Origin of the sequence: Pseudonocardia sp. HH130629-09, assembly GCF_001294645.1 — a bacterium.
In the GTDB taxonomy this organism is placed as follows: domain Bacteria; phylum Actinomycetota; class Actinomycetes; order Mycobacteriales; family Pseudonocardiaceae; genus Pseudonocardia.
In genome coordinates, this window is record NZ_CP011868.1 from 1014305 (window position 1) to 1033832 (window position 19528).

The following is a 19528-nucleotide window of genomic DNA, read 5'->3' on the forward strand; positions in this document are numbered from 1 at the left end:
CGTGCTCCGGGCCGGCGACGACGGCTGGGCGTTCGCCGTCGACCGGGTCAAGGACATGATCATCTCCGGCGGGGAGAACGTGTACCCGGCCGAGGTCGAGGCCGTCGCCGTCACCCACCCCGACATCGCCGACTGCGCCGTCGTCGGGGTCCCCGACCAGCGCTGGGGCGAGGTCGGCGCGGCCTGGGTGCAGCTGCGCCCAGGCGCTGACCTCGACGCAGACGCCGTGCGCGCACTGCTCGCCGGGCGGCTGGCCCGGTACAAGGTCCCGAAGTACGTGCGGTTCGTCGAGGAGCTGCCCCGCAACGCGTCCGGCAAGGTCCGGCGCGTCGACCTGCGTGCGGCCGCGGCCGCCGGGGAAGAGGTCACGTCGTGATGGGACTCCCGGAGTCGCTGACGGTGGAGCGGCACGACGAGGTCGTCGTGCTGCGCCTGTCCCGGCCGCGCAAGCGCAACGCCCTCGACGACGCGACCGTGCTCGGCATCGAGGACTTCTTCGCCCGCCCGCCCGAGGGGGTGCGCGCCGTGGTCCTCGACGCCGAGGGCGACCACTTCTGCGCCGGGCTGGACCTGTCCGAGCTCGGCGACCGCGACGTCGTCGCGGCGATGGAGCACTCCCGGATGTGGCACCGCGCGTTCGCCCGGCTCGCCGAGGGACGGCTGCCGGTGGTCTCGGTGCTCAAGGGCGCCGTCGTCGGCGGCGGGCTGGAGCTGGCCTCGGCCACCCACCTGCGGGTCGCCGAGGACTCCACGTTCTACGCACTGCCCGAGGGCCAGCACGGCCTGTTCGTCGGCGGCGGCGGGTCGGTGCGGGTGCCGCGGCTCATCGGCGTGCACCGGATGACCGACATGATGCTGACCGGCCGTGTCCTCGACGCCGACGAGGGGCACACGCTGGGCCTGTCGCACTACCGCGCCGGGCCGGGGGAGGGGCTGGCCCGTGCCTGCGAACTGGCCCGCACCGTGGCCGGGAACTCCGCGATCACCAACGTCGCGGTGCTCCGGGCGCTGCCGCGGATCGCCGAGGCCTCCCCGGACCACGGCTTCATGATGGAGTCGCTGGTCGCCGCGGTGGCCTCGTCCAGTGCGGAGGCCCAGGAGCGGATGCGGGCCTTCCTCGACGGCCGCGGCGGCAAGGTGCGTCGGTGAGCGAGCTGCTGCGCCCCGTCGCCGACGACGTCCGGGAGACCACGCAGATCGGCCGGTTCGTCACCGCGGTCGAGCGCGAGCACGGCCTGGCCCTGCCCGACTACGCCGCGCTGCACCGCTGGTCGGTGGCCGAGCCCGAGGCGTTCTGGTCGGCGGTCGCGGCCCACCTCGGGGTGCGGTTCGACACCCCACCCCGGGCGGTGCTCGGGCGCCGGGAGATGCCGGGTGCCGAGTGGTTCCCCGGAGCGACCCTGAACTACGCCGCGCACGCCCTGGACGGGCCCGACGACCACACCGCCGTCGTCGCGTACTCCCAGACCCGCGACCGGGTCGAGCTGACCTGGGCGCAGCTGCGCGAGCAGGTCGCCCGCGCCCGCGCCGGGCTGCGCAGACTCGGTGTCGGCCGCGGCGACCGGGTCGCCGCCTACCTGCCGAACCTGTCCGAGACGGTCGTCGCGTTCCTCGCGACGGCCTCGCTCGGCGCGGTCTGGACCGGCTGCGCACCCGAGTTCGGCGCGCGCAGCGTCCTCGACCGGTTCGGCCAGGTCGACCCGGTCGTGCTGCTCACCGTCGGCGGCTACGGCTGGGCCGGACGCGACGTCGACCGCCGCGACGAGGTCGCCGCCCTGCGCGCCGGGCTGCCCGGGGTGCGCCACGTCGTCGCCGTGCCCTACGGGCCGCACACCGTGCCCGAAGCCATGACCTGGGACGCACTGCTGGCCACCGACCCGGAGCCGGGCGCGGACCCGGTCCCGTTCGACCACCCGCTGTGCGTGCTGTTCTCCTCCGGCACCACCGGGCTGCCCAAGGCGATCGTGCACGGCCACGGCGGCATCCTGCTGGAGCACCTCAAGAACCACGCCCTGAGCTGGGACCTCGGACCCGGCGACCGGATCCTCTGGTACTCCACGACCGCCTGGATGATGTGGAACGCGCTGGTCTCCGGGCTGCTGCGGCAGGCGTCGATCGTGCTGATCGACGGCAACCCCGCCCACCCCGACCTCGGCTGGCAGTGGCGCCTGGCTGCCGAGACCGGCGCGACGCTGCTGGGCGCGAGCCCCGGGTTCCTCATGGCCTCGCGCGCCGCGGGGCTGCGCCCGGCCGTCGAGCACGACCTGTCCGCGGTCCGCCAGATCGGCGCCGCGGGGAGCCCGCTGCCGCCGGAGGGCTACCGCTGGGTGACCGAGCAGTTCGGGCCGGACGTGCTGCTCAACGTGGGCAGCGGCGGGACCGACGTCTGCTCCGGCATCGTGCAGGGGAGCCCGTTCCAGCCGGTGCGCTCCGGCGAGATCTCCGGGCCCTGCCTCGGGGTCGACGCCGCCGCGTTCGACGACGCGGGCCGCCCGGTCGTCGGCGAGCTCGGCGAGCTGGTCATCCGGGCCCCCATGCCGTCGATGCCGGTCGGCTTCTGGGGCGACCACGACGGCAGCCGCTACCGCGACACCTACTTCGCCACCTGGCCCGGGGTGTGGCGGCACGGCGACTGGGTCCGCTTCTCCGCCGACGGCTCCGCGGTCGTCGCCGGCCGCTCCGACGCCACCCTCAACCGGGGCGGCGTCCGGTTGGGGACGGCCGAGTTCTACCGCGTCGTGGAAGAGCTGCCCGAGGTCGAGGACTCGCTCGTCGTGCACCTGGAGGACCCCGCCGGCGGCAATGGCGAGCTGCTGCTGTTCGTGCAGCCCGCCGCCGACACCCCCTCGACGACGCCCTGGTCGCCCGCATCCGCACCGCGCTGCGCAGCGAGCTCACCCCGCGCCACGTCCCGGACAGGGTCGAGGCGGTGCCGGTCGTGCCGCGCAACCGCACCGGCAAGAAGCTGGAGGTCCCCGTGAAACGGATCCTGCTCGGCGCGGTCGTCGACGACGTCGCCTCCCGCGACGTGCTCGCCGACCCCACCGCGCTCGACGCGTTCGTCCGCCTCGCCTCCGGGACACCGGCGTGAGCGCGCCCGGGACCCCCGCCGGGACCGGCGACGGCACCGGCGAGGGCACCGGCGGGGCGGCCGGGATCGGCACCGTCGCCGTCGTGGGGACGGGCGTGATCGGCGTCGGCTGGACGGCGCTGTTCCTGTCCCGCGGCCTGCACGTGCGTGCCTTCGAGATCCCGCCCCGGGTGCCGAGGACCGGCTGCGCGTCGACCTCGCCGCGCTCGGCCCGTTCCCCGGCCACGACGGCCCGCTCCCGGTCGGCAACCTGACGTTCGCCGACAGCGCCGGTGCCGCCGCCGGGCCGGCCGGGTTCGTGCAGGAGAACGGCCCCGAGCGCGAGGACCTCAAGCACACCCTGTTCGGTGAGCTCGACGAGGCCGCCGCACCCGGTGTCGTGCTCGCCTCCAGCTCCTCGGGCCTGCTGCCGACGACGATCGCCCGCGGCGCGGCCCGGCACCCCGAGCGGGTGCTCGTCGGGCACCCGTTCCACCCGACCCAGGTCATCCCGCTGGTCGAGGTCGTCCCGGGCGAACGGACCGCGGAGGCCGCCGTGGACACCGCGACGGCCTTCTACACCGCGCTGGGCAAGCGACCGGTCCGGTTGCGGGCCGAGGTGCCGGGCCACCTGGCCAACCGGCTGCAGGCCGCGCTGTGGCAGGAGGCGTACTCGCTGGTCGAGCGGGGTGTCGCCACCGTCGCCGACGTCGACGCCGCCATCTCCCACGGCCCCGGCCTGCGCTGGGCGGTGCTCGGCCCGTTCGCCAACCAGCACCTGTCCGGCGGCCCCGGCGGGCTCGCACACATCCTGGAGCACCTCGGTCCGCCCACCGAGCGGTGGTGGCGCGACCTCGGACAGGTCACGCTCACCCCCGAGCTGGCCACGACCCTGGTCGACGGCGTCCACGCCGAGCTGGGCGACCTCGACGGCCCCGCGCTCGCCGCCCGCCGCGACGCCGTCCTCGCCGCGCTGCTCGAGGTCAAGTCCCGTACAGAGCTCCCCTGACGGAGGTTCCCCACATGCCCATCGACCCCGCCGGCGTCGTCGCGATCGACGTGCACGTCCACGTCGAGCAGGACGGCCACGGCTGTCTGGCCCTCGACCAGGAGCTGCTCGACGCGTCGGCCGCGTACTTCAAGGCCGACCAGGACCGCACCCCGACGATCGACGCGATCGCCGAGCACTACCGCGCGCGCCGGATCGCCGCGGTCGTGTTCACCGTCGACGCGCCGTCGGGCACCGGGCACCCGCCGCTGTCCAGCGAGGAGATCGCCGACGCGGCCGCCGCGCACGCCGACGTCCTGATCCCGTTCGGCTCGGTGGACCCGCACACCGGCAAGGCCGCCGTCGCCCGCGCCCGCCGCCTGGTCACCGAGCACGGGGTCCGCGGCTTCAAGTTCCACCCCAGCCTGCAGGCGTTCGAGCCGAACGACATGTGCTTCTACCCGCTCTACGACGCCATCGCCGAGCTCGGCGTGCCCGCGCTGTTCCACACCGGGCAGACCGGGATCGGCGCCGGGCTGCCGGGCGGGCGCGGGATCAAGCTGCGCTACTCGAACCCGATGCTGCTCGACGACGTCGCCGCCGACCACCCCGACCTCACCGTGGTGCTCGCCCACCCGTCGGTGCCCTGGCAGGACGAGGCGATCTCGATCGCCACCCACAAGTCCAACGTGTACATCGACCTGTCGGGATGGTCGCCGAAGTACTTCCCGCCGCAGCTGGTGCGCGCGGCGAACACGATGCTGCGCCGCAAGGTGCTGTTCGGCTCGGACTACCCGGTCATCACCCCGGACCGGTGGCTCGCGGACTTCGAGACCCTCGAGATGAAGCCCGAGGTCCGGCCGATGATCCTCAAGGACAACGCCGTGCGGGTGCTCGGCCTGGGGTGATCGGCGCCGGTGAGGGGTCCGGTGCCGTATCCGGCACCGGACCCCTCACCCGTCGCGACCACCGCTCGAACCGCGGCAGGACGCCGGATCCGGCTCGCCACGGTCCCCACCGGACGGCCAGGTGTCCGGACTTCTTCCCGTAAAGATCATCAGCGGCGACGTCGCCGCAGGTCAGCGGCGTGGAGCGACCCGGTTCCCGACGTCGTTGACACGATCGGGTGATTCGTTCTGCCGCGTTCCGATGATCTGGAGTGGGTCGTCCCGGTCCGTCCGGCGTAGTCCAGGTCACCCCCCGCGCCCGTTTCGAGGGCACTGCGGGCCCGATCTCACGATGTGAACCGGTCCAGTGGGGGGTTACTCCGAACGGGTCTGTTTACTGGTCCGCATGCACCTCGTCTCCCGGTTCGCGGTTCGGCGTCACGTCGACCTGCGCCGCCAGGCGAGCGCGCTCTGTTCCGGCGCCTGACCGCGCCCGGCTCCCGGGCGCGCCCGCGCTCCGCCGCTCGCCGTCCCCGCCACGGGGACCGCGGCCGCGGTAGCCACGGGACCGCCCCAGCACCCCGCTTCCCCGGTCGACCACCGCGCCCCCGCGCGGACCCTCCCGCCCCGCCTCCCGGCGGCCCGGGAGGTCGGAGTCCGACGCCCACCGCACGTCCGCGCCTGCCCGCGCCCCGCGACGCCGTCCACACCGGACGGTGCTGCGGTCCGCCGCTCGACGGACGTCCACATCGGCCCCGAACCGCTCCCCGTCACGAAAGAAGGAGACACGTCGTGCCTCAGCACCGCGCACGGTCCGCGTCCCGGGTCCGGCTGATCGCCGGTGGCGCCGCGCTCGCCGGCACCGCCCTGATCGGCCTCTCCGGCGCGGCCCAGGCGGCCACCCCGGACCTGGTCCCCGACCTCGGTCCGATCCTCAGCGCCCCCGACGACGACCAGCCCGACCCGGCGCCGACGGCACCCCCGGTCGAGTCGTCCTACGAGGCGTTCGACTCCGACCAGCCGATCCAGCAGCTGCGCGACTTCGCCCCCGCGGGCGTCCCCGTCGCCGGGCTGGTCGACGTCGTGTCGAAGGCGCCGAAGCAGATCACCCCGACGTTCCTGAGCGGCGGGGCCGGCGAATGAGCCTGCTCCCGCAGTCCCGCTGGGCGCGGCGGGGGCTGATCGCCCTCGCGAGCGCCGCTGTCGTCGCCGGGGTCGTCGCGATCCCCGCATCGGCCCAGGGCACGATCGACAAGGTCAAGTCCGAGGTCACCGGCGCCGACGGCAAGAACTACTGGGTCGAGAACAACCTCACGCCCGAGGCCCGTCAGCAGTCCGCCGACGGGCCCAAGAAGGAGTACGCCCTCGTCTGGGCCGGCGACGAGAACATCGCCGACACCGCCGTGGCGGACGTGCGCAACCTGCCCGGGTCGCTGCTCGACCCGGTCGACAAGGTCCGCGACGCCCTGCCGGGCCCGGACTTCCTGGCCGTCGTCGACGTCACCAAGGGCACCCCGGACTACGGCAAGGTCGTCAACACCGCGACCGTCGGCCCGCTCGTGGAGAACGAGCCGCACCACATGCAGTACTCGTGGCGCAAGGGCGACAAGATCTACGCGGGCGGCCTGTTCACCGCGGCGACCTACGTCTTCGACGTCGCCGCGCTGCCGGAGATCAAGCTCTCGGGCATCTCGCTGCCGTCGCAGACGCTGTGCGGGTCGGTCCCGGACGCCTACTGGGTCCTCAAGGACGGCACCGCGTACGGCACCTACATGGGCGGCCCCGTCGCCCCGGGTCCGTGCCGCTACACCAACGGCGAGGTCCGCACCGGTAACGGCTTCGCGGGCGCCCCGGGCTCGGTCATCCGGTTCGACCAGGAGGGCCGCAACCTCGTCGAGGCCCCGGCCGCGACGGAGACGCCCGAGGACCCGACCCAGTGCCTCAACATGCCGGCCCTGGGCAACCCCACCTGCGCGAACCCGCACGGGATCCAGGTCCGCGAGGACCTGAACACCATGATCACCAGTGACTACGCCGAGCCGCGGACGATCATCCTCGACCCGGTGAAGAACCCGTCGCCGTACCTGCGGCGGCCCACGGTGCGCACCTGGGACATCTCCGACCTGAACAAGCCGAAGGTCAAGTCGGTGCAGTACCTGCCGACCGGCCCGCGGAGCAACGGTGTCGACCCGCTGCGCAACGAGAACCGCGCCGTCATGGAGACCACGGTCACCAACCGGCCGGAGCACAAGGGCGCCTTCGCCCAGACGATGCAGGGCGGCGCGATCTTCTACACGCCCGACATCACCGCCGACAACCCGGAGTGGAAGGAGGTCTTCGACCTGGGGACCGCCGCGCCGCACCTGGGCGTCGGGGGCGAGAACGGTGGCCCGAGCGCGAACGGTGGCTGGATCCAGACCAGCGCCGACGACAAGACGCTCTACCACGCCATGATCGGCCGCAAGGCCGGCACGCTGGGCCCGGACGACAAGGGCACCGCGGGCGGCGTCATCGCGCTCGACATCGAGAAGCTGCTGGCCTCGGGACCGAACCCGAGCTGCTCGATCGACACGATCGAGGAGACCACCGCCGGTGGCGCCGAGGCCGACTGCCCGACCATCAAGGGCACCGTCGGCATCAACTCCGACCAGACCGGCGCCGGCCCGCACTGGGGCGCGCTGGACAACCTGGAGCTCGGTGACGACGGCTACTACCACCACACCGACCAGCCCAAGCGCCTCGCGACCGCGAACTACTTCGTGGCCCGCACCGGGCTGGACGGCGACCACCGCCTCTGCATGACCGACATCGCCCCGGACGGCTCGCTGTCCCTGGACGAGTCGTTCAAGGACGAGGACACCGGTGAGACCTGCGTCAACTTCAACCGCGAGAACTGGCCGCACGGTGCGTTCGGCAATGCCAAGCCGCACTCGATGCTGTTCGTCGCCGCGGACGAGGACATCAAGGACTGATGACGTCCGTGTCGTTCTCGACGTCGTTCTCGACACTCGTGCCGGCCGGCGGGCTCCTGCCCGCCGGCCCGGCCGGGGACGCCCCCGCCCTGCTCCGTGCAGTGGCGGGGGCCGCCCCGGCGGTCCTCGCCGCAGGACCCTCCGACGGTGTGCCGTTCGTGGACACGGCCCTGCGCCTGGTCCTGCTCACCGCGCTCGCCGTGGTGGCCGGGTCCGGCCTGGTGCGTGTCCTCGCCGACGCCCCCGGACGCGCCGAGCGGGTCGTCGCGGGAGTCGCGGCGCTCGTCGCCGTCTCCGCCGCGGTTGCCGCGGTGACCCGGTCCGGCGCCGGGATCTCCGGCTGGACCCTGCTGCTCCTGCTGGCGACGGTGGCGGTGCCCGCGCTGCTCGCCGGCCCGCGGCCGGTGCTCGCCGTCGCCCCCGCGCTGGTGGTGACCGGGCTGCTGGCGATCCAGCTGGCCGGGACCCCGTCGGCGCCGTGGTTCGCCCTCGACGCCGGGTACGCCGTCGTGGGGGCCCTGGCCGCCGGTGCCGCGCTGCACCTGGCCACCGCGACCGACCCGGCGCCGCGGGTCGCCCGGGTGCGGATCGTCGGCATCGCGGCGGGGACGGTCGCAGTGGTGCTCGCCGCGGTCCGGGTCGCCCTCACCGGACCGTTCTCGCTCACCGACCTGCACGGCACCGGCTACGGCCGGGCGGTGCTGGTCACCGTGCTGGCCCCGGCCGCGGTCGCGGCCCTGCTCGCCGTGCAGGCGTGGGTGACCCGCCGTGCAACGGCCGGGACCCGCTCCGACGGGGTGCGGGCCGCCGAGCTGCGCGACCGTCTCCGCACCCCGGTCGTGCTGGCCGCCCTCGCGGCGGTCGGTGCGGCGACGCTGCCGGCCGCACTGCCCTCCCCGGCCCCGGGGGCCACCCCCGGCCAGGCGCTGCTGCGCTCGGTCGACCTCGGTGCGGGCCCGCTGACCCTGGCGGTGTCCCCGATGCGCCCCGGACCCAACCTGGTGCAGCTCACCGGCGGCGGGGTCGAGGTGACCGGCCCGGACGCACGGATGCCCGCCGGGCACGGTGGTGACCCGGGCGCCCCCGCCGGGTACGCGGTGCGGGTGGGGGACCGGGCCGTCCCGTTCACCGCCCGTACGGAGGTCCGTGGCGGCTGGGCCCTCGTCGACCTGCCCGCGGGAACCTCGTCGATCACCCTCACCGCGGGTGGCCTGACCCGCTCGGTGCCGGTCGACGTCGGCACCGAGCGCACCGCCCCGGCGGGCGCGACCGGGCCCGACGCCCCGGAGTGCCTGTCGGCCACGGTCGGGCGGATCGTCGCCGGTGGCGACGCCACCGTCGGGAACTGCCCGTCCGAGGCGCTCGACCCCGCCGACGCCGGTGCCCTGCGTGGCATCGTGCGTGCGCTCGGGGGCCAGGGGGCGCCGGGCCTCGCGATCGCCGGCGACGCGTCGCCGCGCTCGCGGGCCGCCGCCGACGTCGTGCGGGCCGAGGCCGCGGCCGCCGGGCTGCCCGTCCGCCCGGCCGCGGGTCCCCAGGACGCGCTGCTGGTCGTCTCGGGCTGGCAGCTCGCCGCCACCACGGTGCGCGACACCGCCCGCGCGGCGCTCACCACGCCCACCGCGCTCGGCGGGACCTACCTTGCACCCTGGCTGCTGACCGGCGGCGTGCTCGGCCAGAGCCCGGGCACCCTGCTCCCGCTGGACTTCGGTCCGCAGGAGCCGGCCCCGCAGCGCTACGTGCGGCTGCTGGCCGCCGTCGCCCCGGGCTCGGCGCCGTCGCTGTCCGGGCTGCGCGCCTGGGCCGCCACGTCCGGCGAGACCTACGCCGACCCGGTGCCGTCGCTGTACGCCGCCGCACCGGTCGACGTGCCCATGACCGCCGACACCGACGGCGGCCACCACGGGTCGCCCAACGAGGCGGCGTGGTTCCCGGGCGGCGCGGTCGTCCGGATCGGCTCCGCACTCGACACCGGTCCCGGCACCCCCGCCGGCCCGACCCCCTGACCGCCACCCACGAGGAGAGTCCCGTGTCGATCACGAAGGATCCGTCCGGCCGGTCGCCGGGCTCCCTGGTCCGCGCCCTGCGCGAGCTGCCCGCCTCCGGGCGCACCGCCTACGGCCCGCAGGACCGCGAGGCCGCCCCGCCGCAGTGGCCGGTGGTCGCGGTCGGCCTGGTCCTGGCGGTGCTGTTCCTCGTCGGGGTGGGCGCCGTCGCCCCGGCGACGATGGTCGGCACCGCCGCGCTCGGCCTGGCCCTGGGCTTCACGCTGTTCCACTCCCGGTTCGGCTTCACCTCCGGCTGGCGTCAGCTCGTCGCCGTCGGGCAGGGCGCCGCGATCCGCGCGCACATGCTCATGCTGGCGACGGCGTCGGTGCTGTTCGCGGTGATCCTCTCGTCCGGGTTCGCGCTCGCCGGGGACCCGCGGGGCTTCACCAACCCGATCGGCATCGGGCTCGTCGTCGGCGCCTTCCTGTTCGGTGTCGGCATGCAGGTCGGCGGGTCGTGCGCGTCGGGGACGCTGTTCGCCGTCGGCAGCGGGCAGTCCGCGATCGTGCTGACGCTGTTCGGGTTCATCGTCGGGTCGATGTTCGCGGTGTTCACCCACACCTTCTGGACGCAGACCGTCCCGCAGGGTCCGAGCATCAACCTGGCCCAGCTGCTCGGCTACCCGGGTGCGGTCGCGGTGACGCTGCTGGTCACGGCAGGGATCACCGTGGTGACCTGGGTCGTCGCCCGGCGCCGCACCCCGCCCCCGGTCGAGCGGCCGCCGTCGGCCCGCGGTGCGGCACGCGTGCTGCGCGGCTCGTGGCCGATGTGGGTCGGCGCGCTCGTGCTCGCAGTGCTCAACGCGGCCGTCCTGTTCGTCTCCGCCGCCCCGTGGGGTGTGACCTCGGCGTTCGCGCTGTGGGGCTCGAAGGTCCTGCAGGTGGTCGGGTTCGACATGGCGGGGCTGGCCTACTGGCAGGTCCCGGCGAACGCCCGGTCGCTGGCCGCGCCGGTGCTCGCCGACCGCATCTCCAACCTCGACGTCGGCATCATGATCGGCGCGCTGGTGGCCTCCGCGGTGGGCGGCGCGTTCGTGCTGCACAAGCGCATCCCCTGGAAGCTCGGCCTCGGCGCCGTCCTCGGCGGCATCGCGATGGGCTACGGCGCGCGCCTCGCGGGCGGCTGCAACATCGGTGCCTACTTCTCCGGCATCGCCTCGTTCAGCCTGCACGGCTGGATCTGGGCCGTCGTCGCACTCGGCGGCACCTGGGTCGGGCTGCGGCTTCGGCCGCTGTTCGGCCTGACCAACCCCAAGCCGGTCGACTCGCTCTGCTGAGCACGCCGGACGCTCCCCCCACCAGAGAGGTTCACACCATGACCGCACGCACCACCGCCCGCGCACTGGCCGCCGTCGCCGGCGCCGGAGCGCTGGCCACCCTGGCCGGCGGGCTCGCGCACGCCGACGAGGGCCACCAGCGCCACGGCCACGGAGACGCCCACTACGACGGCACCGTCTGGCACTACGACGGCGAGGCGACCCCGAGCGACTCGGCCGAGCTGAACCCGTCCGCCGGTGACCGGCCGGGTGGGAACACCCCCGTGTACCTGCTCAAGGACGTCCCGGCGGCACCGCTGCCGAAGGACCTGCTGACCCCGGTCGACCTGACCGCGCCCGTGTTCGGGGCGCTCGACGGCCTGAGCTGACCGGTCCGCCCCGGACGGTCGCGCACAGGGCCGCCCGGGGTGCAACCGGCTCGCACGGGCAGGCGGGCCGGGATCGCCCCGTCCGGGATCTCCCGGGCGGGGCGATCACGCGTGCGGAGCGTCCTGCAGGACGGCCTGCACGTCGAGGTCGATCCGCAGCGTCCGCCCGACGGCGAGCACGCCGGCCAGCACCGACTGGTTCCAGTCGATCGCGAACTCGTCGCGGGAGATCTCGGTGGTGGCGGTGAACGCCGCCCGGGTGCCGCCCCACAGGTCGGGGCCGGTGCCGCCGTAGGTCATGTGCAGGTCGACCGGTGCCTTGACGCCCTTGAGCGAGAGCATCCCGTGCACCGTCCAGCGGGTGGCGTCGACCCGGGTCAGGCCGTCGCCCTCGTAGCCGATGGCCGGGTGGGTCTCGACGTCGAGGAAGTCCGCGGTCCGCAGGTGGGAGTCGCGGTCGGGGTCGTCGGAGTCCACCGATCCCGCGTCGATCGACACACTGACCGAGCTGGCCTCGAACGGGTCGGCCACCCGCAGATCGCCGGAGAACCGGCGCAGCCTGCCGTGGATGCGGCTCATGCCCAGGTGCAGCGCGGTGGCCCGGATGCTGGAGTGCTGCGGGTCGATCCGCCACAGCCCCGGGGTGGGCAGCACCGCGCCGCCGGCCCTGGCGAGCTCGACGCGGCCCAGGTCGACGCCGTCCCCGGCGAGGGAGACCGCCCGCGCGGAGGGCTCGTACCCCGCCGCGGCGACGACGACCGTGTGCGGGCCCGGCGCCAGCTCCGCCACCGCGAACCCGCCGTCGGCCCGGCTGGCCGCCCGGCCCCGCTGCACGCCGGTGGCGTCCATGACGGTGACCGTCGCGCCGGTCACCGGCCAGCCGTCGGGGGTGCTCAGCCGTCCGTGGAGCTCAGCCATGTCCGTGCTCCGTCCGCGTCGGGGCGCCGATCCGGTCGTCGTCGGTCGGGTCCGGGGCGCCGAAGCGCACCTCGACCGGTGTGGTCGCCCCCCGCGCCACCTGCACCGCGACGACGACCGGCGCCCAGCCGCTCGCGGTCAGCTCGTGCCGTCCCGGCGGGAGCCCGTGCAGCTCGTAGCTGCCGTCCCGGCCGGTGGTGGTCTCGGCGACGGTGCGGCCGTCGCTGTCGCCGATCACGATCCGAGCCCCGGGCACCGGGCGGCCGTCGCCGCTGCGGGCGACACCGGCGATCCCGGCCAGGGCGGGGAACCGCAGCTCCACCGGCGGCGCGGCCGGGTCGGCGTCGACGGTGCGGGCCAGCGGCCCGTGCCCGGGTGCGGTCGCGGTGAGGGTGTGCGGGCCGGTGCCGGGGGTCTCGACCAGGAACCGGCCGGCCGGGTCGGTCGGCGTGTGTGCGACGACCTCACCCGCGGTGTCGATCAGTGTGACGGCGGCGGCACCGACCGGGTGGCCCGTCGCGTCGGTCAGGGTGCCCCGCACCGTGCCCCCGCCGGCGACTGTCACGTCGTGCCGGGCGGGGGACGCGCCGACGGCGACCAGCCCGGCGTCGGGCCCGGCGCCGTCGGTGCGGGTCACCACCAGGTACGTCCCGCCGGTGCCCAGGGGCACGGCGTAGGTGCCGTCGTCGCCGCTGGCGGTCCGCCCGTGCTGGCGGCCGTCGAGGTCGGTGACGGTGACGGTCGCGTCCGGCACGGGGGTGCCGGACCGCCCCCGCACGGTGCCGACGACCGCAGGTCCGTCCCGTTCCGGTGTCACGTCGCGACCTCCCAGTTAGTTGCGCATCGCAACGATAACCTCCCGGGTGGGCGGTACGTCACCCGCACCGGTGTCGTCGGCCGGTGATCGGGCCGCCGTGCGCTCCGGGGGGCTTGCGTCACGTGTAACCGGTGGTAACGTTACCGGTGGTTACAGCATTGACGTCGTTGTCTGCGAGGAGTCGACATGACCGCCACCGTTCCGGAGCACGGGCTCGAGGTCGGGAACGACCGGCACGCAGAGGATCGGCACGACACCGCTGAGCGCCTCCTGCGGTCCTCCGAGGAGCTCTCGTTCGACCCGGCCACCCAGGTCGACTGGGACACGCCGCTGGACCGCGACTACCACGGCATGAGCCCGGAGTGGAGCAGCCTCTACGGCACCCCCTACTGGGCGGAGCTGACCGAGGAGCAGCGCAAGGAGCTGACCCGCCAGGAGTCGGCGTCGGTCGCCTCGACCGGCATCTGGTTCGAGATGATCCTGCAGCAGCTGATCCTGCGGGACTTCTACGCGAAGGACCCGACCGACCCGGCGTTCCAGTGGGCACTGACCGAGATCGCCGACGAGTGCCGCCACTCGATCATGTTCGCCCGCGGTTCGGCCAAGCTCGGCGCCCCGGCCTACATCCCGAAGAAGCGCGTCGTCGCGATGGGCCGGCTCTGCGCGGCCGTCTACTCCGGTGAGGCCGCCTACGCCTCCATCCTCGTCGCGGAGGAGGTCCTCGACGTGATGCAGCGGGACTGGATGCGCGACGAGCGCGTCGTCCCGTTCGTCCGGACGATCAACAACATCCACGTGGTCGAGGAGTCGCGGCACATGAAGTTCGCCCGCGAGGAGACGCGTGACCGTCTCCGCGGGGCGGGCCCGCTGCGCCGCCAGGTCCAGGCCCTGTTCGTGGCCCTGGCCGCCTACGAGATCGTCACTGCCATGTGGAACGAGGATCTGTACGAGAACGCGGGCCTCGACCGGAAGCGCGCGCTGCGCGAGGCGCGGAACAACGAGCACCACAAGGCGCTGCTGCGGTCCTCCTGCGCCGGGCTCATGGAGTTCCTGTCCTCCTGCGGCCTGCTCACCAAGCCTGCGCTGGCCCTCTACCGTCGCGCCAACCTGATCTGATCCGGAGCCGGCCGTGCCCTTCGCGATCACCCAGACCTGCTGCACCGACGCGTCGTGCGTCGCCGCCTGCCCGGTCAACTGCATCCACCCCACGCCGGACGAGGCCGACTTCGCCACGACCGACATGCTCTACATCGACCCGCGGGCGTGCATCGACTGCGGGGCCTGCGCCGACGCCTGCCCGGTGGACGCGATCTTCCCGGTGGAGCGGCTGAGCGCATCGCTCGCCGGGTACGCCGAGGTCAACGCGGACTACTTCGAGGGCAAGCCGGTCGCCGGGAAGCTGGAGGGCGACTCCCCGCTGTTCCACGAGTGGTACCCGCTGCAGTTCACGCGGTCCCTGCCCGCGGACATGGCCCCGCTCGACGTCGCCGTCGTCGGGACCGGGCCCGCCGGGATGTACGCCGCACAGGATCTGCTGCTGCACACCTCGTCGACGGTCACGCTCTACGACCGGCTCGACGTCGCGGGCGGGCTGGTGCGGTTCGGGGTCGCGCCCGACCACCCGTCGACGAAGGGGATCGGGGAGTCCTTCGCCCGGTTCCACTCCCACCCGCGGGTGCGGATGCGGCTGGGCACCGAGGTCGGCCGGGACGTCTCGGCCGACGAGCTGGCCGCCCGGCACGACGCCGTGGTCTGGGCCGTCGGTGCGCCCGCGCCGCGCGACCTGGGCCTGCCGGGGGAGGTGTTGCCCGGCAGCATCGCCGCCGACACCGTCGTGGGCTGGTACAACGGCCACCCCGACGTGCCGCGCGACGCCGTCGACACCTCGGTGGAGCGCGTCGTCGTGGTCGGCACCGGCAACGTCGCGATCGACGTCGCCCGGGTCCTCACCGCGTCGGCCGCCGATCTGGAGGGCACGCCGATCGACCCGGCCGCGCTCGCCGCGCTGCGCACCGGTGCGATCACCGAGGTCGTGCTGCTCGCCCGCCGCGGCCCCGACGCCGTCGCCGCGACCGCACCGGAGCTGCGCGAGCTGCTCGGGCGCAGCGGCGTCGAGGTCGTGGTCGACGAGCACGACCCGCGCATCGCCGAGTCCCTCGACGGCCCCGCCGCGTCCCCGTCGCACGCGCTGCTGCGCGGTGCCCGCCGGGAGAAGATCGACTGGTCGGTGCCGGCCGAGCGCCCACGGGTGGTGTTCCGGTTCCACTCGGCGCCCGAGCGGATCGACGGCACCGTCCGGGCCCAGGGGGTGCACACCGCGGACGGGACCGACATCCCGGCCGGTCTGGTCGTGCGTGCCGTGGGGCACCGCGGCCGCCCGGTCGCCGGCCTGCCCTTCGACGACGACCGTGGCGTCGTCCCGCACGACGCCGGCCGCGTCGAGGGCCGTCCCGGCCACTACGTCGTCGGCTGGATCAAGCGGGGCCCGTCCGGGGGGATCGGCACCAACCGCACCTGCGCGGCCGAGACGATCGGGTCCCTGCTCGACGACGCCGTCGCCGGCCTGCTCCCGTCGCGCCGCCCGATCTCCCGCTTGGGCGCCATCACCCGGCGGCTCCGCCGGAGCTGACCGCCCACCCTGCGCGTCGATCAGTACCTCAGCGCTGTCCCGCTGTCGGACGACGACGCTCAGGTACTGATCGACGGCCGGGCCGCTCGGGCACGGGCCAGCTGGGCGGCCATGGGCGGTCGTCCCGGGTCAGCGGCTCAGGTCGAGCAGGGACAGCGCGCCGCGCAGCACGTCGTCGATCCGCGCGACCGGGACGCTGCGGCGCCACTCGTCGAGCGTGCCGCGCACCAGGATCCTTCCGGGGGTGAGGTCCAGCCCGTTCAGCCGCAGCGCGCCGGGCAGCCCGGGGAGGTCGGCCCGGCCCGAGCGGATCGCCGCCAGCGGGCTGCGGTCGACCATCGCCCGCACCGAGCGACGGGTGTCCGCCGAGCGGGGTGGTCCCATCCACCGCCCGGCGACGGTCAGGCCGGTGACCTTCCAGGACAGGGTGTGCCCGTCCACCGACACCGCGAGGTCGGCGGCCCCGAGCCCGGGACGGCGACGCAGCCGGGCCCGGGCGACGCCGTCGTCGTCGACACCCACCTCGACCTGCGGGAGGTGCTCCCGCAGCCGCCCGGCGACCCAGGCCGGGTCGAGCTCGGCCTCGATCTCCACCGGGCCGGTCACCAGCTCCGGCGCGAGGCCGGGACGCAGCCGCACGTCCGCGGCGGTCACGGTGAGCCCGCGCAGCGTGAGACCTGGCCGGACGACGTCGCGTGCGGCGACGGTCACCGTGGCGAACCGCCCGGTCGTCAGCGCCCGGGCACCGAGCCCCGACGACGCGACGGCCGTCGGCACCAGCCGCACCTGGGCCCCGCGGGAGCGCAGCGTGGTCGGGCGCCCGACGTAGCGCAGCCGCGCGGCCTCCAGCAGCGCGCGCAGGACCAACGCCGATCCGGGCGCCGTCCCCGCGTCGAGCAGGGCCGTCGCCGCGGAGGGGCCGGCCGGCGTCTCGACTGCCATGACGCTGCTGGCTACCTCGAACGGTGGACGCGGTCGGTTCGAGCGTCGCAGGCCGGGCGCTCCTCCGCGCGGCCGCGTCGGGGATGTGCGACGACCCGCACGCCGTCGTCGGCCGGTGGCACGACGGCGGTCGGTCGGCACCGGCGCACGGCACGGCCCGCCGTCGACGGTCGCCCCGGTCGCGTGCCGCGGTCGACACCGGCCGGGGGCGGGCACCTCGCCGTCCGGCCGGTGTCCCACAAGGCATCCGGTCCTGGAACAGCCTCATCGGGGCGTTTAGGACTACCCGGGAGAGTGATGGACGGGCTCCGGCCTGGACACGGGCCCGGGTGGTGGCGGCACCGTCTGTCATGGCAGTGATGCGCTCTGCGGTCCCGGAGACCGACGTGATCGCCGGCCGCTACATCCTCGCGACCCATGTCGGCATCGGGTCGACCGCGACCGTCTACCGGGCGTGGGACCCGCACGAGGACCGGGCGGTCGCGGTCAAGCTGTTCCTCGACCGCTGCGAGGACGGCAGCCTCGACCGCCTGTGCCGTGAGCTGCGGACCATGGCGCACCTGGACCACCGGAGCCTGGTGCCGCTGCTGGGCGGGGGCGTCGACCGCGGCCGCCCGTTCATGGTGTCCGAGCTCGTCGTCGGCGGGACGCTCGCGGCTCGGCTGGCCCATGGTCCGCTGCCGGTCGAGCAGGTCGCCGGGATCGGTGCCGACATCGCGTCCGGCCTCGCGCACCTGCACGCCCGTGGGGTGGTGCACCGCGACGTCAAGCCCGCCAACATCCTGCTCTGCGCCGGGACCGGCCGGGCACGTCTCACCGACTTCGGCGTCGCCCGCGTGCTGGGCTGCTCGGCGCTGACCCGGACCGACGCCGTCCTGGGCACCGCGGCCTACCTCGCGCCCGAGCAGGTCGCCGGTGAGACGGTCGGCCCCGCCGCGGACGTGTACGCCCTGGGCCTGGTCCTGCTCGAAGCGCTCAGCGGGGAGCGGGAGTACCCGGGGACCACGGTGGAGTCCGCCGTCGCCCGGCTGCACCGGCCTCCGCGGGTCCCCGGGGAGCTGCCGCCCCGGCTGCGCCGGGCGTTGTCCGCCGCGGCCTGCCGGCACCCGGAGGAACGGTCGGCCGCCGACGACCTCGCCCTGCTCCTCCGGCACCACCGGCGACCGATGGATCTCCGGCGAGCCGGCGGCCCCGGACCGTCGTAGCCTGGCGCGGGTGCCGGACATCACCACCTTGATCCTCGACGACCACGCCTGGTTCCGCCGACAGTTCGCAGCCCTGGACGAGCTCCAGGCGCGCGACGCCGACCCCCGTGAGCTCGCCCGCCTCTGGGAGCCGCTCGCCGCGCGCCTCGACGTGCACGCCCTGGCCGAGGAGAAGATCTTCTACCCGCAGCTGCTCGCCCACGGAGAGGACCCGGAGGACGAGACGCTCGACGCCATCGGGGACCACAACGAGATCCGTGACGGCGTGGCGCAGGCCGAGCGCTGCCCGGTCGGCAGCGGCCAGTGGTGGGAGGGTGTCTGGGCTGCCCGCCGTGCGAACGACGAGCACATGGGCGAGGAGGAGAACGAGGGCCTCGCCAACTTCCGCCTGAACGCCACCACCGGCCTGCGTGATGCCCTCGGCCAGCAGTTCGCGGAGTTCCTCGACGCCCACCCCACCACCGCGGGCCTCGACAACTCCGACAAGGACCCCGAGAACTACGTCGAGGCGATCCAGGCCGAGATCGACCCGTCCGACCCGACCCGCGACGGGCTCGGCATCGGCAGCCTGAAGGGAAAGTAGACATGGCCGTGCACGACCACCTCATGCGGGAGAAGGCGCCGATCCCCACGACGGCCTGGAAGGCCGTCGACGACGAGGCCCGCGAGCGCCTCACGCCGCTGCTGGCCGGGCGTCGTCTGGCGGACTGGACCGGGACCGCGGGCTGGCAGACGTCCTCGGTCGACCTCGGCCGCTCGCAGCGGCTCGACGGGCCGCCGCCCGGTGTGGCCGGTGACGGCGTCACCGCGCGCCTGCGCCGGGTGCAGCCGTTCGCCGAGTTCCGGGTCCCGTTCACGGTCTCCCGCGACGAGATCGACGACCTGCAGCGCGGCGCGAAGGACCCGGAGTTCGACGACCTCGCCCGCGCCGCCCGCGCGGCCGCCGCGATCGAGAACCGCGCGATCTTCCACGGCTGGCCCGAGGCCGGCTTCGAGGGCATCGCGGGCGTCTCGCCGTACGACACGGTGGCCCTGGGCGACGACCCCGAGACCTACCCGGGGGCCGTCGCCCGTGCGGTGGACCAGCTGCGCCGCAACGGTATCGAGGGCCCCTACGCGATGGCGATCGCGCCCGAGGGCTACACCCGCATCGTGGAGACCGCCGAGCACGGCGGCTACCCGCTGTTCGAGCACCTGAGCCGGATCCTCGGCGGGCAGATCCTGCGCGCACACGGTCTCGACGGTGCCGTCGTCGTCAGCCAGCGCGGCGGGGACTTCCTGCTCGACGTCGGCCAGGACCTGGCGATCGGCTACTCCGACCACGACGCGCGCGAGGTGCACCTCTACCTGGAGGAGAGCTTCACCTTCCGTGCCGTCGAGCCGGACGCGAGCGTGCGCCTGCGCTGA

At 74.8% G+C, this 19528-nt stretch carries 19 protein-coding genes; 16 read left to right on the forward strand and 3 right to left on the reverse strand.

Annotated features, from left to right (window positions below):
- The first annotated feature begins 1 nt into the window (after position 1).
- From XF36_RS35100 to XF36_RS04860, 11 genes are all read left to right on the forward strand, one after another.
- A complete protein-coding gene (locus XF36_RS35100) occupies positions 2-376 on the forward strand; it encodes a class I adenylate-forming enzyme family protein (RefSeq protein ID WP_349675536.1) in 375 nt (124 codons plus the stop codon).
- Positions 376-1149 carry a crotonase/enoyl-CoA hydratase family protein gene (locus XF36_RS04820; RefSeq protein WP_060711051.1) on the forward strand — a complete coding sequence of 258 codons (774 nt, stop codon included), beginning with the start codon at positions 376-378 and terminating at the stop codon, positions 1147-1149. The genes XF36_RS35100 and XF36_RS04820 overlap by 1 nt, the downstream gene beginning before the upstream one ends.
- Entirely contained in the window at positions 1146-2981 is a 1836-nt protein-coding gene (locus XF36_RS04825; protein ID WP_238589129.1) for an acetoacetate--CoA ligase, read from the forward strand. The genes XF36_RS04820 and XF36_RS04825 overlap by 4 nt, the downstream gene beginning before the upstream one ends.
- A 106-nt stretch (positions 2982-3087) precedes the next feature.
- Complete coding sequence (locus tag XF36_RS34765; RefSeq protein ID WP_255357090.1) at positions 3088-3345, forward strand: 3-hydroxyacyl-CoA dehydrogenase NAD-binding domain-containing protein; 258 nt, start codon at positions 3088-3090, stop codon at positions 3343-3345.
- Between the two features lie 44 nt (positions 3346-3389).
- On the forward strand, positions 3390-4079 hold the full coding sequence (locus XF36_RS34770; RefSeq protein ID WP_255357091.1) for a 3-hydroxyacyl-CoA dehydrogenase NAD-binding domain-containing protein: 690 nt from the start codon (positions 3390-3392) through the stop codon (positions 4077-4079).
- A gap of 14 nt (positions 4080-4093) precedes the next feature.
- Complete coding sequence (gene couO / locus XF36_RS04835; RefSeq protein WP_060711052.1) at positions 4094-4966, forward strand: 4-hydroxyphenyl-beta-ketoacyl-CoA hydrolase; 873 nt, start codon at positions 4094-4096, stop codon at positions 4964-4966.
- A gap of 771 nt (positions 4967-5737) precedes the next feature.
- The gene (locus XF36_RS04840; protein WP_060711053.1) at positions 5738-6088 is read left to right on the forward strand and encodes a hypothetical protein; all 351 of its coding nucleotides are present in this window, start codon (positions 5738-5740) and stop codon (positions 6086-6088) included.
- On the forward strand, positions 6085-7917 hold the full coding sequence (locus XF36_RS04845; protein WP_060711054.1) for a hypothetical protein: 1833 nt from the start codon (positions 6085-6087) through the stop codon (positions 7915-7917). The genes XF36_RS04840 and XF36_RS04845 overlap by 4 nt, the downstream gene beginning before the upstream one ends.
- Entirely contained in the window at positions 7917-9923 is a 2007-nt protein-coding gene (locus XF36_RS04850) for a hypothetical protein (protein WP_060711055.1), read from the forward strand. The genes XF36_RS04845 and XF36_RS04850 overlap by 1 nt, the downstream gene beginning before the upstream one ends.
- Before the next feature lie 23 nt (positions 9924-9946).
- On the forward strand, positions 9947-11242 hold the full coding sequence (locus tag XF36_RS04855) for a YeeE/YedE family protein (protein WP_082375749.1): 1296 nt from the start codon (positions 9947-9949) through the stop codon (positions 11240-11242).
- A gap of 38 nt (positions 11243-11280) precedes the next feature.
- Positions 11281-11610 (forward strand): hypothetical protein, encoded by a 330-nt coding sequence (locus XF36_RS04860; RefSeq protein WP_020627541.1) that lies wholly within the window; start codon positions 11281-11283, stop codon positions 11608-11610.
- A gap of 105 nt (positions 11611-11715) precedes the next feature.
- On the opposite strand, the gene XF36_RS04865 is transcribed toward XF36_RS04860, so the two are convergent.
- Entirely contained in the window at positions 11716-12528 is an 813-nt protein-coding gene (locus tag XF36_RS04865; RefSeq protein WP_060711056.1) for a YceI family protein, read from the reverse strand.
- The gene (locus XF36_RS04870) at positions 12521-13345 is read right to left on the reverse strand and encodes an MSCRAMM family protein (protein ID WP_060711057.1); all 825 of its coding nucleotides are present in this window, start codon (positions 13343-13345) and stop codon (positions 12521-12523) included. Before XF36_RS04870 ends, XF36_RS04865 begins: the two co-directional genes overlap by 8 nt.
- Before the next feature lie 186 nt (positions 13346-13531).
- Here XF36_RS04870 and XF36_RS04875 point away from each other — a divergent pair, with 186 nt between their 5' ends.
- On the forward strand, positions 13532-14461 hold the full coding sequence (locus XF36_RS04875; RefSeq protein ID WP_060711058.1) for an AurF N-oxygenase family protein: 930 nt from the start codon (positions 13532-13534) through the stop codon (positions 14459-14461).
- A gap of 13 nt (positions 14462-14474) precedes the next feature.
- Positions 14475-15974: an FAD-dependent oxidoreductase gene (locus tag XF36_RS04880; RefSeq protein ID WP_060711059.1), complete on the forward strand. Its 1500-nt coding sequence runs from the start codon at positions 14475-14477 to the stop codon at positions 15972-15974.
- Positions 15975-16103: 129 nt separating this feature from the next.
- On the opposite strand, the gene XF36_RS04885 is transcribed toward XF36_RS04880, so the two are convergent.
- Entirely contained in the window at positions 16104-16916 is an 813-nt protein-coding gene (locus XF36_RS04885) for an LmeA family phospholipid-binding protein (RefSeq protein WP_060711060.1), read from the reverse strand.
- Positions 16917-17275: 359 nt separating this feature from the next.
- On the opposite strand from XF36_RS04885, the gene XF36_RS04890 reads away from it, so the two are divergent.
- The 3 genes from XF36_RS04890 to XF36_RS04900 are packed head-to-tail and all read left to right on the forward strand — an operon-like array spanning position 17276 to position 19528.
- Positions 17276-18121 (forward strand): serine/threonine-protein kinase, encoded by an 846-nt coding sequence (locus tag XF36_RS04890; RefSeq protein WP_060711061.1) that lies wholly within the window; start codon positions 17276-17278, stop codon positions 18119-18121.
- 10 nt (positions 18122-18131) lie between these two features.
- On the forward strand, positions 18132-18704 hold the full coding sequence (locus XF36_RS04895) for a hemerythrin domain-containing protein (RefSeq protein ID WP_060711062.1): 573 nt from the start codon (positions 18132-18134) through the stop codon (positions 18702-18704).
- 2 nt (positions 18705-18706) lie between these two features.
- Complete coding sequence (locus XF36_RS04900) at positions 18707-19528, forward strand: family 1 encapsulin nanocompartment shell protein (protein WP_060711063.1); 822 nt, start codon at positions 18707-18709, stop codon at positions 19526-19528.

Excerpts from the sequence above, each read along its gene's own strand:
- XF36_RS04865 (WP_060711056.1), bottom strand. The coding sequence starts at position 12,528 with ATGGCTGAGCTCCACGGACGGCTGAGCACCCCCGACGGCTGGCCGGTG.
- XF36_RS04860 (WP_020627541.1), top strand. The coding sequence starts at position 11,281 with ATGACCGCACGCACCACCGCCCGCGCACTGGCCGCCGTCGCCGGCGCC.
- XF36_RS04900 (WP_060711063.1), top strand. The coding sequence starts at position 18,707 with ATGGCCGTGCACGACCACCTCATGCGGGAGAAGGCGCCGATCCCCACG.
- couO (WP_060711052.1), top strand. The coding sequence starts at position 4,094 with ATGCCCATCGACCCCGCCGGCGTCGTCGCGATCGACGTGCACGTCCAC.
- XF36_RS04820 (WP_060711051.1), top strand. The coding sequence starts at position 376 with ATGGGACTCCCGGAGTCGCTGACGGTGGAGCGGCACGACGAGGTCGTC.
- XF36_RS04890 (WP_060711061.1), top strand. The coding sequence starts at position 17,276 with ATGCGCTCTGCGGTCCCGGAGACCGACGTGATCGCCGGCCGCTACATC.
- XF36_RS04885 (WP_060711060.1), bottom strand. The coding sequence starts at position 16,916 with ATGGCAGTCGAGACGCCGGCCGGCCCCTCCGCGGCGACGGCCCTGCTC.
- XF36_RS04845 (WP_060711054.1), top strand. The coding sequence starts at position 6,085 with ATGAGCCTGCTCCCGCAGTCCCGCTGGGCGCGGCGGGGGCTGATCGCC.
- XF36_RS04850 (WP_060711055.1), top strand. The coding sequence starts at position 7,917 with ATGACGTCCGTGTCGTTCTCGACGTCGTTCTCGACACTCGTGCCGGCC.
- XF36_RS04875 (WP_060711058.1), top strand. The coding sequence starts at position 13,532 with ATGACCGCCACCGTTCCGGAGCACGGGCTCGAGGTCGGGAACGACCGG.